Below are 15,625 nucleotides of genomic sequence, written 5' to 3'. Positions count from 1 at the left end.
TTCGGGTGGGCACTGTTCACAACGTAAAAATAAGGGTTTTCGGAAAGTTAGGCAGTGCCCACCCGAAAAAAATTGCAAGAAAGCAACTGGTGCAAGATGTGAAAAACCCTACCTACAGCCAATTACCCACGAGGATGAATGGTGCCCAGTAGTAGGGATGGGCATACTTACGACTAGAAATCAGTGTCTGTTGCGCCCTACGCAAAGCCTCCGCTTTACTCACTCTGTTCTGGTACCATTCTGCATAAAATTTTTTCACTAAAGTGACAGTAGCAGCATCATTAATCGACCAAAGGGAAGCGAGAACACTTTTCACACTCGCGTTTCCCACCACACCAGCCAAACCAAGACCAACACGGTTATCTCCAATAGCAGTTTCACACGCAGTCAGCACCAGTAAATCTACTAACTTAGAACGGCTAGCAACAGTACCAATCATATTATCTAGGTCAGTTATAGTAAGCTTGTCATTATTGCCTGTGACGAGGAAGGTATCTTCGGGAAGTGTGCCGAAGGTACCGTGAGTGGCAATATGAATAATAGAGTAAGCAATTTGGCTCAATTCAGCGTGCAGATGAGCGTATGTAAAATTCTCATCCAATAATTGCTTGCTATCGGGAATTTGCGCCACAACTTGATTAATTTCTTGTCTGACGTTTGTTAGCGCCTCATATGTTCGACCATCAACTACCGCATTTTTGGTTAACCCTACAGCTAGCACCCGTAGATTTTCATGGTTCACTTTTTTAGTATTTATTAAGGTTAGGCTGGGGGTTGTGGCGATCGCATATCTCTGAACCAAGAATTCCTCACCATCATGCAGCGCCGCCATTGGTACAGTGCGAAGAATTCCATCATTGATAAAAACCAGAGTTTTAACGTGCAATGAATCTAAATCTTTGGCGAAAGGACGAACTATCGAGTCGTACAGACTCTGTGCTTCTTGGGAGTTGTAAATTATGCTACTACGTCTCTCTAAACCTCTACGAAATTCGTTGATTTGTTGTCTTAGGCTTTTTCTATCAATATATATCCACTTCAAGTGCTTTTCACTGTTAGGAAGACTCACTATAATCGCAATACGGTTTTCCAAGATAATCGAGTAAAAGACAGCGGTTGTTTTATCTGTATCTGCTTCAACTCTTTTTTTATGAACTGGTGTTAAGAAAGATTTCCCGAAGTAATTTTGCAGTTCTACCAGTTTTAAAGCTTCAATGTTGGTTAGTATATCACTCAGTTTAGAATTATTGTTTTTAGATGCAGCTTCTACTAAACTTAATTTTAGTTCAATCAGTTGGCGGTAAATAATTTCAAAATAGTCCTGCTCAGGCTCTTGTACATTTGAATCAAAAATGACATGACGACTGCGGAGCAACTTTAAAGTAGTAATAGCTGCTTTATAAGCTGTGATTGCCTTGAGAGGTTTATTTTGTGCTTTTAAAATGCGAGCAACTTGCCACTTCCACAAATACAAACTATCTTTAGCATTCACCTTTTCAGCAACAGACTCTGCTTCACGATTTAACTTGAGTGCTTGCTCGTAATTATGGCGACACTCAGAAAGATGAGCAAGATGACCCAAAGCAAAAGATAAAGCGCGATTATCTGGCAAACGTTGAGCAATTGAAACGGCTTGCTGAAGTAGCTGTTGAGATGTGATGTATTCTGTCTCTAAAATTGGTTCTGGGCATTTAAATAAGGAGAAAGTGACATCATTATCCAAAGCTTGTGCAAATTTAGCTAATTCAAGAACTGCATAAACTTTATCTTGTGAATCTGGTAGTTGTTCTAGCAACACTAAAGCTTCTTGCAATTTTGCTTTAACTAAGTTTGATTGTTTGGTGCGCTTTGCAGGCAGAATCGAATTTATAATTAAGCGTATTTCCTCTAGCTTATTCTTGTGCTGACGGGTAATAATAAGGCTTTTCTGGAAGTATTTTAAAGCTTGGTAATCATAATTAAAACCTTGTTCTCTTAATATATCCGCATCGTCATCATCACCTAATTCCACAGCGGAATTTGCACGAAGATAATTTACTTGAGCAAGGCTTATGTATGTATTTCCTAAATTTTTTAAAGCAGAAGCACGAGAGACAGAGTTTTTAATTGTATTAGCAATTTTTAAGCTATCCTGTAAATCTGTAATTGCTTGCTTGTAATCACCTTTTTGTTGATAAGCTTCCCCTCGACTGCTCAAAGCCAATGCTTCTAAGACACTATTGTTATGGGTACGAGCAATTTGCAACACACTGTTTAAAAGAGCGATCGCCGCTATTGGTTGCCCTAAGTTCTTATAAGCTTGAGCTTGCTGGGTAAGCATTTGCCCTACCTGTAGCCAATTTTTGGTTTGGCGATAGTAAGCAATAGCCTGTTTGGTTTCTTGTATCTGCTGCACCAGTTGACTAGCATCGCGAGTTTCTGCCGTTACTGCGTCCCCAACTCCCCATCGCCAAGGTGATAATGGAGTGTGATTCAGCCATAAGATAAATGAAAGACTGCACAATAATATCAGTTTTAATGAGCGACGGACACTAGATATCTGGTGTTTGCTTGGCATAAAAGTGCTTTGATCATATATAAGTTTTGGACAAATTTGGCAAGCACTCCAATGCAGGACTTATATCAGGAATTCGCAAAGGGAACTGTTTGCTGCAGCGCCCGAAATCTGTCTGTTTATGGCTTTTCCATTGATTTTTATTTTGAAACTTATGATTGTCATTGTGACTTAATTCTTGTAAATGTTGGGTTAAAATAAACATTTTAAATGCAAAAAATCTATGTTTTAAAGTGGTGATAACTTTTCATAAATACTGAAAATATTACTGAAAAAAACATGGAAAAAATATCTCATTTCGTAGAAATACTGAGATGAACAAAAGTTAAGTCAGTAGTTAAGACTGTAGGGTGGGCAGTGCTGAGTAAAACCTAATGAGCTGGACATAAGTTTAGGGCACTGCCCACCCGTTGTGGTCGCAAACCATTGAATGCGCGTTTATACACATGATGCTCAACCTGTACAGTGCGTAAGTCCTAACAAAAAGGAAAAAGTATATTGTTATACAAAAAATAAGAATACTGTTATTTTCCTGAGATTCCCAAACAATGTGATTTCTACTGAGGGAGACTTTCTGGCAAAAGAAATTTGCTTTTTTCCGTGCCACTATAGAGAGTAGAAAGCCAAATTCAGCAACAGGAAGGCAAAATAAGGCTGTGCAGATAACATTTCTAGGGACGAGTTCCGGTGTACCTACGCGATCGCGCAACGTTTCCAGTGTCGCCCTGAGATTACCACAACGAGCTCAGATGTGGTTATTCGACTGTGGCGAAGGGACTCAGCATCAACTTTTGCGGAGTGACCTAAAAAGTAGCCAACTCTCCCGAATTTTTATCACCCATATGCACGGCGACCATATTTTTGGCTTAATGGGTCTTCTGGCTAGTTGCGGGTTAGCTGGAAATGTACAACGTGTTGATATCTATGGTCCACCTGGATTAAATGACTACTTGCAAGCCGCCTCGCGTTACTCTCATACTCACTTTTCCTATCCTGTCAAAGTTCACGCTGTACGTCCAGGGGTGATTTACGAAGATGATGAATTCACTGTAACATGTGGTCTTTTGCATCATCGCGTGACCTCCTTTGGCTACCGCGTCTGTGAGAAAGACCGAGCAGGACGTTTTGATGTAGAAAAAGCCAAGGCGTTGCAAATTCCTCCCGGTCGCATTTACGGTCAACTCAAACGCGGTGAAGTAGTGACCCTTGCTGATGGGCGAGTGATTAACGGTCAGGAACTGTGTGGACCGACAGAAATTGGACGCAAAATTGCTTATTGTACAGACACAGTTTATTGTGATGGCGCTGTGGAATTGGCACAGGATGCAGATGTATTAATTCATGAAGCGACCTTCGCCCATCAAGATGCAGATATGGCTTTTCAAAGGTTGCATTCCACAACCACAATGGCGGCGCAAACCGCTTTAGCCGCCGGAGCGCGCCGACTGATTATGACACATTTTAGTCCCCGCTATGCTCCTGGAAATGCAATAGAGTTGAAAGATTTACTTGAGGAAGCTCGTGCTATTTTTCCTAACACAGAGATGGCATATGATTTTATGACTTATGAAGTACCAAGGCGGCGGGACAAGGAGTTACATAAGACTGAGGCGATCGCTTAAATGCAGCCATAAAAACGCATCCTACATCTAGATGCTTTCACGGGCTTAGTATGAGAGATTTCCTCAACACAAGGGAATCTCTTTATTTTCCGCCCATTTTCTCTCATTTTTACGAAATCTTTAATTGATAAGGTCAATAAAATTGAAAAATTGTCAGTCTTTTATCTCTTCTTTAGTAAATTAATACACAAATATATAAATGGAAATAGACAAATATCAAGCTTTTAAGTTGCTTGATAGCAAACATTCTGTATACCATTGTCATCTTTATCAAACTGTGACTCACACAAAAATATTACACATACTTGCCTGTTACCATTGAACCACTCATTCTATTATTGTTTAACGCCAGATATTTAAATATTCGCTTTACTTATCTTGTTATAATAAGCATTTAGAGTTAATAGCAAAATTTCAAAACGTAGATATGTCTCGGTGTAGTCACAAGTATCTTGAAATACTAAATACGCTTAAGCAGAGTACAACATTAAGTATGTTCTACTTTTGTAACCGTCGCAAGATTTATCACCAAAGGAAAACTAACCCAATCATTGTATAAAAAGCTTATAAAATAAGTAGAAAGCCAAAAAAGCTCGACTAGTAACGATATGGTAAAGATAGGCAAAATGGGTTGACTATCTCTATCTTGTCACTTAGGTTGAAATGAAACTAAAAAAAATCAGCAGAGGTGACATCTTCCAAGTGTTGTAGTCTGAAAAAAGATTTGCTATTTTTGGTGGATGTTGTCCCAAGTCAGAGAGAGCCATTAGCAATCTATGTCTTACTTTTGAACTTATGAGTGAAAATTAAGAGCAATGTTATCTCCAAGTTAAAATCGTGTATGGTGTAGGAATAAAAGAAGGAGTTTATGAATTAAGAAGAACTCAGTTGTCAGAACGCAGAACACAGAACCGGACATCCCCATAAAATGCGCGGGGATTTAAAGTGCGGACGCCTTGTTTCTAAGAGAAAGCGGGCACGCTGCGCGTGAGGGGTCCTGCGCTTTGCGCTTACGCACTACGTGTCCTAAACTCGTCTTTTTCATATGCCATAACAGAGTTGGGCGGCTCAGATCCTTTTACTTATTCCTCCAAGCTGACTACTGAGTTCTGAGTTCTGAGTTCCTAGCTGCGCTTCGGTCACAAAAGTTAAGAATAAATGTCTAGTGAGCGACTCCCTCCTGCACTTGTTTGAACTCCTAAAAAAATTTTCTCACCATCTTGTAGAAAAAGTAATTCGGTATAATTAAGAGGACTTTGATTGTGGCTGACATTAGTCTGAAGCGTGGGCAAATCGTTATTGCTTCCCCACAAAGCAAGGTTAAGAGCAGAAAACTCTCTACAATTCTGCTTCGCCGACGCTTGCAAATCTTGGGTGTTTCTGGCGTAGTCATGTCGGTTGCTAGCCTTCTGGCTTTAACTGCAAAACCGACGTATCAAAGTACTATACAGATACTGGTGAGTTCTCAGCTTAATGAAGGGGTAGGATCAAGTCATATCCAAGAAGGTGTAGAAAGCAATTTTCTTAACCCTAATGTTGACATGATTGACTACACTCTTCAGCATAAACTGATGCTGGGTTCCACGTTGATTCAGAAGGCAGTGAATTTGCTACGTTCTGATTATCCATATTTGACAGTAGAAGATATTAAGGGCAAGAAGGGTCAACAAAGTCCTTTGGCTATCAATTTATTAGAGCGGCAAATAGCAGAGAATAAAGTCATTCATCAAGTCTTTGAAATGTCTTTTAAGGACAAGGATCCAACGAGAACACAAAAGGTTCTTCAGACTCTACAAAATGTCTATCAAGAACATAACATAGAGCTACGAAAACAGAGCCTTTCTAAAAAGCTTTCTTTGCTCAACGAAAGACTGCCTAAGGTCAAAGAGAAAATGGTTCAAGCTGAGAAAAATTTAGAACAGTTCCGCAAAAAACATCATTTACTCAACCCAGAGGTGCAAAGCAAAATTCTTCTGGAATCTCTTGCTGATATTAAGAAACAGCTCTTCATCACTCGCGCACAGCTTAAAGACTTACAAGCTCGTTACGACAACTTAAAACAAGAATTGTCGTTCTTACCCGAGAATGCACTTATCTCCTTTCGTCTGAGTCAGTCAACTCGCTACCAAACACTACTTAATGAGGTTCAAAAGACTGACTTGGCTTTAACTCAGGAGCGGTTGCGCTATACAGATGACTATCCAGAAGTTCAAAAACTGATACAGCAGCGGCGTAGTCAAGTGGCGTTACTACAAGAGGAGATTAAGCGATCGCTAGGAGACAAAGCAGTGCAAGCAATCTCAGCTGATTTGTTCCAAGAGAAACAATTGGGTACAGAAGAAGCACTACTGACGGGAGGGCAAGTCGCAGAAGTTGACTTGAAGCTTATGGAAGAGCTAATTCAGGTACAGACAAATGTCTTGGGACTGCGTGCCAATGAAAAGAGCCTCGCTAATTCAGAAGCGCAAATTCGCGCCGAGCTTAGCAAATATCCTAGTTTAATAGCAGAGTACAACCGCCTGCTGCCAGAAGTGGAAACAAATCGTAAAACACTTGAGCAACTGATGGCAATGCAACAATCTTTAGGGTTGATGATTGCTCAGGGAGGGTTTGATTTGCAAGTATTGGAAGAACCCCAACGGGGAACATATTTGGGTAGCAGTAAGCTATTAATATTACTTGGGGGAATCTTATTAGCACCAATTTTCGGGGTGACAACCGCCTTGATGTCAGAAATCTCTAACAATGCCATCTTTTCTCCAGAAGAGTTACAGAGGCTGACAAACCTGCGTTTACTAGGGACAATTCCAGAAATTTCACTCCTAAGTACCAAAAAGAGGTTGTTCCGCCTGCCTTTGCAACGAGTACTTGCTGGCTTCTCAAAAGAAGCCATATCTGACGAAAAGCAACTTAACGTCTACGCCTTATTGCCCTCCCATGAAACGCTCGATATGGCGTACCAAAACATTCAAATATCAAAGCCTTCTGTTCCCTACAAGTCTCTGATGTTGACTTCAGCACTATCAGGAGAAGGGAAGTCAACCTTGGCGCTGGGACTTGCAGTGAGCGCTGCAAGGATGCATCAACGGGTTCTATTGATTGATGCCAACCTGCGACAGCCCAACCTCCACAAAATCTTGGGATTAACCAATGATTGGGGATTATCCCTGTTGTTAGTTGAGGAAACAAATTCCTCAGTTAAGGAATACATCCAGCCCATTCATCCCTCTATTGATGTTTTGGCTGCTGGACCTACACCAGAAGATACAGTTAAGCTATTAAGTTCTGCACGGATGAAAGAACTGCTTGAGTTTTTCGAGCAAACTTATGACGTTGTGCTCATAGATACTTCTGCCATTCTCAGCACAGTTGATGCCAGGATTGTGGCATCTCTGTGTCATGGCATTGTCATGGTAGGGCGCATGGATCAAGTGACCCGTAATGAACTGATACAAGCGACAGAAATCTTGAGGAACTTGAATCTGATTGGGATTATTGCTAATGGAACGAAGCGTTCGCTGTAAGTATCTCATGCAGATATGGTGCAAGCACCGCTAGGGGATCAGTCAACCGAAAAACGATGGGTTGTGTCCATTGCTAACAAGTTAAGGCTACGGTTGATTTGTCAATAAGTACTCATACTTAAAATATTGGCGAAAATCGGGGTGGGAAACACAATTTTTAGGGAAGCGATCGCCCAAAGGGCAGCAGCAGAGCTGATCGCGAGCGGATTTAAACGCATCATTCTTGCTCTAAAAATACAGTTTTGAGCTAAATTTAAACCTAGTATTTTACTAAAATTTAAGTAATATTACGAATTGACAAAATTAATACCGTCTGAAATTGTCACGTATGGGCTCAAATGAACGGCTCATAAGGGTTCTAGAAAACTTTGCGAGCTAGTGACGCTCCTACACTTCCCTAACGGGGAGCGTGTAGGCTTCTGTGACACCTCGAAGGGTGTGGAGAACTTCCTTGGAGGTAGTATCAGTAATAGAACCAACTATTACGATGCCACCTTAAAATCATCGAAGATAATAGCATTGGCAACATAAACACTCCTGGTATTGCTGCTGATATTCAAGCGTGAAAATCAGCAGCTTATTTATTATTTATATAAGTTCAAATTTGAACTTATACTCATTTTATATAAAGTATCCAAACTACAAAAAAGACACAAGATATTTCCAAAATATAAAACTTATGTGGTAGAAGAGTATCAAATAATCTTTTTACTATAAAAACATAGCGAAATAAGTTATAAATCTCCTTACACCAATTCTGTATGAAGATGCGCTTAGAACTTACGCAAGAACTCTCTGAAACTCTTATTTCTATGCGAAGACAGCGCACGCTACGCGAACGTGTACGAGTGCGTCCTTCGTGGTAGCCTGCGGCACGCCGCTACGCGTCTACGTTTCTTCATCATTTTGCGTAAGTCCTGGCGCTTATGCATAAGAGGATGTCTGAAAAGTTCAAGGCAGACACAATAAGATTTATGAACGCAACTTGCTATGAATGGAACTTTGTAACCATGCGCTTAAGCGAGAGTAGTGTTCGCCAGAAAAGAACCGATTCTTGCTTAAAACAGTGAAAGTTGACTGGCTGGAGTCGCCCTAAACAAAATTCCAGCACCGAGTGTAGGGTGTGATACCTCATACCCTTCACCGAACAACTGCATATACTGAATTATTTGCTTTTTTAAGTAAGGTCTTGATTTCATGAAAGCGCTTTTGACTTCCCTACTTTCGCTCAGGATTGTAGAGGGAGTTTAAGAAGCGGCGTTTTCCCCTACAAAATAACAAACGGGAGTCGTAGAGGAACAACTGATAAGGAAATTAAAAACAGCAAATCATTCTTGGGTTTTTTCTTTTAGGGAAAAAAATAACTAAATGAGAAAATCCAACTCATAGTCTAACTACAACGTCAGTTTAGATAAGTGTCCAAAATAACCGAACCTTGACAAATAAATAACTTTAACTCCACATCTATCCTCAGGTAGAGTGCTTCCATACTTGTGCCTTTTGTAACTTAAAAAATAGCCTGTGCATAAATTCTGATTTTCCACAGGCTAAAAATCTACCAGTACAGCAGATTAAGATTACGATGCAAAGTCATAATTCTCAGGGTGCCGAAATCTACAATCCTTTTCAGGAATTATTTGCCAACGAGCGCAGGCGCACTCTTAGAGAGTGCGTCTTCGTCTTTGTAGATACTGCTTTTACAGCAGGCTACACACAAAAAGAGGTGCTAGAAGCGTTCACAGATTGGTTTTTTCAAAATGATGAGGAGAAATTTGAAGAAGTCGTCAAATGCCTTGAACAAATTGTAGAAAGCGGCTACGACTAAGATTCTGCACTCACCTCATCAAGCAAAAGCTTAATCAAACGAACACACTCCTTTTTGGATAACTGTCTGGCGGTAGGAATTACATCCTCCGCCACTTTTGGTTTATGGGTTACCTCAGTTGCTTGTCCTCTGATTTCAGCAAGCAACTGCTCAAGGGTTTGTCCACGAGAAGTGGCGATCGCCTCCAAGTTTGCCAAATCTGGAATGACTTCTCCTCGTTCCCAGAGTTGTATAGTCACATAGCTTACGCCCAAATCCTTAGCAAACTTCCTCTGGCTTCTGTCTCCCCTGGCTTTCTTGATAGCTTCTGCTAACTTAGTTCGGGCGTCACTATCCATAAGCATCTTTCAATAATAAATCTCTATAATGACGTTGCACTTACTCTGATTTCAAGTTATAAATGTACTTATCAACAGTGGTAAGTTCTTTTTAATAGTATATGGCTAGAGCGACAGAAACAGAAAGAATCAATGTAAACGTATACATTGACAGAACTGTAGCCCAAAGGTTACATGAGTTTGCCCAGCAACAAGCAATGTGGAAAGGTCGAGTCGTCGAAGCAGCCATTGTTGAATATCTCAACAAAGTAGAGCACCGAGCAGGCACAACCTTTAATTAACCTTATAAAAGGAGTGATAACCAAATGATTCATCATCGTCATTCAACTTAAGACAGATTTCTCTAAAAAAAGCCTTGTAATCCCTTGTCTTTTGTAACAAACCAATAGCTTTAGTGACCATTTCCTACAAATAGAATTCACTTGCTTTTAGTACCATTCAGCAACGATAAACAGACAACACTATGCATCTTCACATATTGTCTTTCGTTCGTCCAGGGTACCCTTTGCGCTTGCCTCCAGGCGCGGTTAGGATTAAGCACTTGCTTCGCCAAAATCTAGAAGGTAGGACTTACCCAAGTTAGATCGCGCATGACAAGAAACTAGCCTCAAAGCCCCGTTTTTCAACAGCGGGGATAAAAGCCTCCATCACAGGCATATAGCCTGTCTGCCAGTATTTTATCAGCGTGAATCTTCCGCTCTTGGCCAAAAAAAGTCAAAGGAGAGAAACTGACATTTTGCACAAAAAAAGTCGATGTCATTTCTTCACTCAGCATCAAACTCAAAGCCTTAATTTAGCGAGAAAAGTCAAGAAAAATTATGTAACTTGCTCGCGCAGATTGTTCCTTAATCTCGGTTTTTACGGCTAAGCGCAAGATTCCGAAAAAATACACTTACGTGTTTACCCTGTAAGTGTGGACACTTTAATATGTAAATATCTAAAAGTGCCAATCTCGTGCTTTCTCACTAAATGGTGTAAAACCCAATTTTTGTTTTTTGGTGGTGTTATATCTAGTCATAAATATTAGACTTCTTGCATTCATTCCAAAAAAATGAATAATTAACCGCAGCCTGTAACAGATGGACGTACATCAAATCTACTTATGCAAGCAGTCTATTAGTTTACTACCATGAAATCTCAAATAACAAGGAGGTGGTTAATTAGTGTATGAATATCACCAAGTTTTGTTAAACCTTAATGGTTAGCTAGAACCCGTACTGAATAAGCCTAGATCAAAACAACCCTCTTGGCATTGATGCACAAACCGTCAATTGACTAACCTGTATTAGCAATGTTGGAACAATCTTTACTATTGAAGGGCAAAATGAAATCACAAAATCAACCATACAACAAAAAGGTTGCAACTATCAAACACCCTAAACCTCAAGGTTTCTGGAGTGTGAGGAGTGCACGTATAACCTCCAAGCGTAACCGCCAAATGCGAGATACTCTCAATAAATCTGCAAGACTAGTCATGGACTACTGTCTTGAACACAACATTAAAACCGAGGTTTTTGGATGGAATACCGGAGTTAAGCAAAACTCGAATTTGGCAACTAAAACCAATCAACGGTTTATGCAACTACTAACTGCAAGACTTAAAAACCATATCAAGCAACTGTGCGAGTACTACGGGATGCAGTTTGTAGAGATTGAGGAGGCTTACATATCTCAAGCATCATTCCTAAACACTCATCCACTATCTAAATATGGTGAAAAACCCAACAGATTGGTATTTAAGGAGAAACGACTTAAACGTGGGATGTTCCGTACAAGTGTGGGTAGAGTTATCAACGCTGACGCTAACAATGCAGCTAACATTTTAACAAAACTAGAGTTACAGCTAGGACTTAACTTAGCTAAGCCTTGTAAGGCATTATTGATTGTGCCGCCTAGGCTTCATGTCTGGGAAACCAAAGTTAAAAAGCGCAGAGACGTGACTGAAGCTGCACCCGTACGAACAGCTTAGAATTCCTTAATTGACTGCTTTCCTTAAGCCAAACGAAACATTCTTTCATTTGTGGACTCCTAACCTGAGGTTTTCAGGATGTCCTTTCTAAAGCACAAAATCTCTGCTCAAACCAACGAACTGCGTATGAGCTGCTTGTTGACGACTTCTCAAAAAAAAAGCCGCATAAAGCGGCAAGCTAACCAAAAAAAACTTTCAACAATTATGACATCTTTACCGCTAATACAAAAGCCTACTGATATTGTTTCGCTACTGACTTTAGAAGAGAATTTCAAATTTTCCGAAATTCTTGCCGAAACAAACATCGAAGACATTCCTCAACTAGAAGAGTCGGAGAAGGCAATTCAGAAATTAGGGAAAATTTCCAAAGAAGAAAGAGATTACAGAATCAAGCTTTTACAGCAACGCCTTTACCAACTTTCAGTGATCCAAAGCTTTCGAGTCTTTGAAGAGGATTACAAAGATTATAAAGCACACTTCTCAATAAATGGAAGAGGGATATCAATCAAAATTATATCCCCTCATGGTGATTCCTGGGAAAAGCAAACTCAAACTTTCACAGACTTGCAAGCTAGCCGTGAATTTCACCTTATAGTGGATGAGAACTTAGTCAAAAACACAGCGTTAGCAACAAATTTACAGTCATTAAGTGAAAAAGAGAAACGCTGGCAGATTCTTGGCTTACTGACTGAAGGCGAGCGTGTTTTGTATAAAGGACGAGTTGGGACATACAAAGGAGTCCAAGACTGTGCTACACCCCGCGCGTGGGTTTTTTTTGAAGATTCCCAAATAACTGAACCAGTTAATCCCCTAGAATTAACTCCAGAAAACTCGGATAACAATAACTTAACTCTCAACACAAGTTCAAATATGAACTTGTGTGAAGATGAAAAATCGATTTCAAGCAATTGTCTCACTTCCTGTAGCCAAGCAAGAACAATTGTTGATTTGACTCAAATAGATGGAGAAAATTTTCTTCGTCCTATCCTTGAGTGGGATAACGAAGGGGAATTGTCAAACTTACCTTTTGAGTTGCAGCATTTGGAGAACACTGAAGCCAGTTCTTTAGCAGACAATTTAAAACAGAATTCAACAAGTTCAAATATGAACTCAAAAAATCTTCCTTTTTGCTCCCACATTCTAGAAGGACGGCTCTCCAAACAAGACGCAGAAAAAATCATCACTTTGATTAACTCTCATTTGAGACAATTGAAAACCTTACCAAAAATTCAAAAACGCAGCAATGACATTATCCGCCACTATTTAGTTTTGCTGGATGAAGGGAAGGGATATGAGCAGCTTGGATTTAAAAATATGACTGCTCTGTTAAACAGTGACTTCATTCAAGGAAGCCGTTCTAATTTACAAAAACAGTGGCAAGCCGGGCGTATTGAACGCGACAGCTTGGGAGTAGAACCAGGAACCATACCAGAAGATCATTGTCGTAAATTAGCTGTACTAAAAGCTTACCCAGAACAAGTTCAAAAAGCATATGCTGAGATTCCATTTCCAGTTAGAAAACGCCAAGCTACCACATTGACTGAATTGCCTTTATCTACACAAGAAGAAGCAACAATCATATCATTACTCAAAACCCCTCAAACAACCTCAGAAATTGCATCTCAAATTGGAGTCAGTAGAGGGACAACGCTTAAAAAATTGACTTATTTGGAGGCTCGAAGAAAAGTTTTTCGATTTGGAGCCGGAGCAGGTAAACCTTGTTGGTGGGCACTTAGTCTGGATGCTGCAGTTCCCAATATGGCTGATAAAAATTTTGCAGATCAATTTTTAGAACTAGTAGATTTACGGGAACTAAGCGCCTTTGAATTGAAATTAAAATTGGGCAAGCGAATTGAAGATGTCCTTTCTGTTGGTAGGCGATTACAAAAAGCAGGCAAAGTCCGCTCATATCTTAAGGGTGATATGCAGTATTTCAAGGCGGTTTAACCAGTAAAAGATTCCCAACAAATAAATTCTCCAATATGAGTGTGGGGTGGGCCGGACAGCCCGCCCAGTTTCTAGGACGGGTACAATCCCATCCCATTTGTTCTAGCTGCCAACTTAATTAAACAACTTTCCTTTCCACATATCCCCTTCGGCTTTTCTCCTTCTCCTTAAACCTTCTGTAACACTTGTGCCAGGGTTGCAATAAAGTGTTAAAGCGTCTGGTACCTTTTCCCATTCTCTGTTTTTCAAAACTTTAGTTATGGTTTGAAAGTCAGGCGAACCAAAAAATGATTTGCCTAAATTGTAAGCAAAGCTAAGCAATGCTCCTTTTTGATTCTCGTTAAGTTCAGCCCATATAGGAATTTTTTGTAGGCTTGGTAAATAATCTTGTGTCAGTTGAAGTATGAGTAATTCATCAGCTTCTTGTTGAGTGATGCGATCGCCCAATTTCCACTCTCCTCCATCTCGTCTCTTCGTGCAGCCCCAACCAATAGTAATCGGTTTATCACCAGTTAAAGGATCGGGATAAGCTTCTAGGTAACATCCTTCAAACTGCTTAATAAGTTCAACTCCCTTTAAAGGTAGTTTTTCAAGTTGTGTGTCTGCACAGGGGCAGTTTTCTAAACTCACGCCTACCTGCTTTGTCTCAATTAATTGCTTAGCAACTTGTGGATTAATTTTTGCTGGAAGGTTAAATGCTTTTGTAAACTCCGTTAACGATGCTTTGGTGATCTCTCCATAAGCGCCATCTGCTACACCTTGAAGTAGTCCTAAATTGATCAGGCGTACTTGGATTTGGCGAGCAAGTTCTTTGTCAGTTTGAAGAAAGTCAAAATCCAGTGATTGATTGCTTTTGATAATGTCTTGGAGGTTCATACTTTTTCTTACAAAAGTCAACTTTTCAGAAAGTAATACACTTCCGTGAAGGATTTTCTAGCAATCCGTGCAGGAGAATCAATCTTCGTGACACTAAAACACGAATAGCTTGGCTTTTTCACAACCTTCTTCTCAACCATTAGAGGTTGAGGAAAAGAATGAACGAAAGAATTAGAATTTCAAAAAAACCTGAAAATAACATTAAGTTTTATACCGTTAAAAGCAAGTTTTTTGGAAACGATAAAACTTTGCCATATTCAAGTAATAAAATTGACTATTTATACAATTTCCACTGCTATGCGAATCTAGAAAAATACTACTTTCATAAAATAAATAAATTTCGATTTTGAACTTTCATTTTCAATAACTAACAGATGAAATACAACGAGTCAATTTTGCTTAGAAGGGTATTCTATACAAGAAAGCCAACAACGTTTTACTGCTGGCAAATTATCACAGGGTGCTATATGCTAAAACTTCCATTCATCTATCAATGTAAGCAACTCAAACCTGCAAATATTGCTAATAAAGAAGTGGCTGAAATAGGAAAATTAAAACGATACCATAATCAAATAGAAACACTGCTTAACTTCTGTGCAAAAACAGTAGAAATGACGTGTGCCATTACAGATGAAATTGAAAGACGCTTACTAAACTCATACAACTTCTTGACTCATTGTGAAAGTGAATCATCAGATGATCATAGAGGAAGTGGACGGATTCAAACTTGCGGTCGTGCTGTAGATGTCTTTTTTTCAGTAGTAAAAAACGAAATTGTGTCAAGATGGATAATAGCAGAACCTTTGTAGAAAAGTATAAAAAACTAAAATCGTTTATGGTTCAACAAGGTTGTACATTTAATATCTTCGCTAATGACGAAGGGTGGACACAACATTTCTAGAGATTTGTGTTTAAACCTGTCAATTGTTGAAGGGATAAGGGAGACAAGGGAGACACGGTAATATCTATA

At 39.7% G+C, this 15,625-nt stretch carries 10 protein-coding genes; 7 read left to right on the top strand and 3 right to left on the bottom strand.

From position 1 onward, the window contains the following. Positions 1-112 precede the first annotated feature (112 nt). Complete coding sequence (locus tag ACM0OZ_RS31760; protein ID WP_414586817.1) at positions 113-2,557, bottom strand: CHAT domain-containing protein; 2,445 nt, start codon at positions 2,555-2,557, stop codon at positions 113-115. Between the two features lie 653 nt (positions 2,558-3,210). Here ACM0OZ_RS31760 and ACM0OZ_RS31755 point away from each other — a divergent pair. From ACM0OZ_RS31755 to ACM0OZ_RS31745, 3 genes are all read left to right on the top strand, one after another. Next, on the top strand, positions 3,211-4,176 hold the full coding sequence (locus ACM0OZ_RS31755; RefSeq protein ID WP_414586816.1) for a ribonuclease Z: 966 nt from the start codon (positions 3,211-3,213) through the stop codon (positions 4,174-4,176). Positions 4,177-5,438: 1,262 nt separating this feature from the next. Further along, positions 5,439-7,700 (top strand): GumC family protein, encoded by a 2,262-nt coding sequence (locus tag ACM0OZ_RS31750; protein WP_414586815.1) that lies wholly within the window; start codon positions 5,439-5,441, stop codon positions 7,698-7,700. 1,582 nt (positions 7,701-9,282) lie between these two features. Beyond that, positions 9,283-9,525 (top strand): hypothetical protein, encoded by a 243-nt coding sequence (locus ACM0OZ_RS31745; RefSeq protein WP_414586814.1) that lies wholly within the window; start codon positions 9,283-9,285, stop codon positions 9,523-9,525. Here ACM0OZ_RS31745 and ACM0OZ_RS31740 read toward each other — a convergent pair. Further along, the gene (locus ACM0OZ_RS31740; RefSeq protein ID WP_096562242.1) at positions 9,522-9,863 is read right to left on the bottom strand and encodes a helix-turn-helix domain-containing protein; all 342 of its coding nucleotides are present in this window, start codon (positions 9,861-9,863) and stop codon (positions 9,522-9,524) included. The genes ACM0OZ_RS31745 and ACM0OZ_RS31740 overlap by 4 nt on opposite strands. A gap of 101 nt (positions 9,864-9,964) precedes the next feature. Between ACM0OZ_RS31740 and ACM0OZ_RS31735 the strand changes: the two genes are divergently transcribed. The 3 genes from ACM0OZ_RS31735 to ACM0OZ_RS31725 all read left to right on the top strand — a co-directional run bounded on the left by ACM0OZ_RS31735 (position 9,965) and on the right by ACM0OZ_RS31725 (position 13,779). Then, positions 9,965-10,144: a hypothetical protein gene (locus ACM0OZ_RS31735; protein WP_414586812.1), complete on the top strand. Its 180-nt coding sequence runs from the start codon at positions 9,965-9,967 to the stop codon at positions 10,142-10,144. A gap of 1,043 nt (positions 10,145-11,187) precedes the next feature. Beyond that, a complete protein-coding gene (locus ACM0OZ_RS31730; protein WP_414586811.1) occupies positions 11,188-11,832 on the top strand; it encodes an IS200/IS605 family accessory protein TnpB-related protein in 645 nt (214 codons plus the stop codon). A gap of 78 nt (positions 11,833-11,910) precedes the next feature. Beyond that, a complete protein-coding gene (locus ACM0OZ_RS31725) occupies positions 11,911-13,779 on the top strand; it encodes a hypothetical protein (protein WP_414586810.1) in 1,869 nt (622 codons plus the stop codon). A gap of 114 nt (positions 13,780-13,893) precedes the next feature. Here the strand turns inward: ACM0OZ_RS31725 and ACM0OZ_RS31720 are convergent, their stop codons facing one another. Further along, positions 13,894-14,655, bottom strand: coding sequence for a glycoside hydrolase family protein (locus ACM0OZ_RS31720; protein WP_414586809.1), 762 nt, complete (start codon positions 14,653-14,655; stop codon positions 13,894-13,896). A 374-nt stretch (positions 14,656-15,029) separates the two neighbouring features. Between ACM0OZ_RS31720 and ACM0OZ_RS31715 the strand changes: the two genes are divergently transcribed. Then, positions 15,030-15,464 carry a hypothetical protein gene (locus ACM0OZ_RS31715; protein WP_414586808.1) on the top strand — a complete coding sequence of 145 codons (435 nt, stop codon included), beginning with the start codon at positions 15,030-15,032 and terminating at the stop codon, positions 15,462-15,464. The last annotated feature ends 161 nt before the right edge of the window (positions 15,465-15,625 follow it).

Origin of the sequence: Scytonema sp. PCC 10023, assembly GCF_963920835.1 — a bacterium.
GTDB lineage: Bacteria > Cyanobacteriota > Cyanobacteriia > Cyanobacteriales > Nostocaceae > Kalymmatonema.
The sequence above is the reverse complement of the archived record's forward strand: the minus strand, read 5'-3'. Positions and strand labels throughout refer to the sequence as shown.

What these genes read in the sequence shown, in the direction of transcription:
- ACM0OZ_RS31760 (WP_414586817.1), bottom strand. Translation starts at nt 2,557, where the DNA reads ATGCCAAGCAAACACCAGATATCTAGTGTCCGTCGCTCATTAAAACTG.
- ACM0OZ_RS31745 (WP_414586814.1), top strand. Translation starts at nt 9,283, where the DNA reads ATGCAAAGTCATAATTCTCAGGGTGCCGAAATCTACAATCCTTTTCAG.
- ACM0OZ_RS31740 (WP_096562242.1), bottom strand. Translation starts at nt 9,863, where the DNA reads ATGGATAGTGACGCCCGAACTAAGTTAGCAGAAGCTATCAAGAAAGCC.
- ACM0OZ_RS31735 (WP_414586812.1), top strand. Translation starts at nt 9,965, where the DNA reads ATGGCTAGAGCGACAGAAACAGAAAGAATCAATGTAAACGTATACATT.
- ACM0OZ_RS31730 (WP_414586811.1), top strand. Translation starts at nt 11,188, where the DNA reads ATGAAATCACAAAATCAACCATACAACAAAAAGGTTGCAACTATCAAA.
- ACM0OZ_RS31725 (WP_414586810.1), top strand. Translation starts at nt 11,911, where the DNA reads ATGTCCTTTCTAAAGCACAAAATCTCTGCTCAAACCAACGAACTGCGT.
- ACM0OZ_RS31720 (WP_414586809.1), bottom strand. Translation starts at nt 14,655, where the DNA reads ATGAACCTCCAAGACATTATCAAAAGCAATCAATCACTGGATTTTGAC.
- ACM0OZ_RS31715 (WP_414586808.1), top strand. Translation starts at nt 15,030, where the DNA reads ATGAAATACAACGAGTCAATTTTGCTTAGAAGGGTATTCTATACAAGA.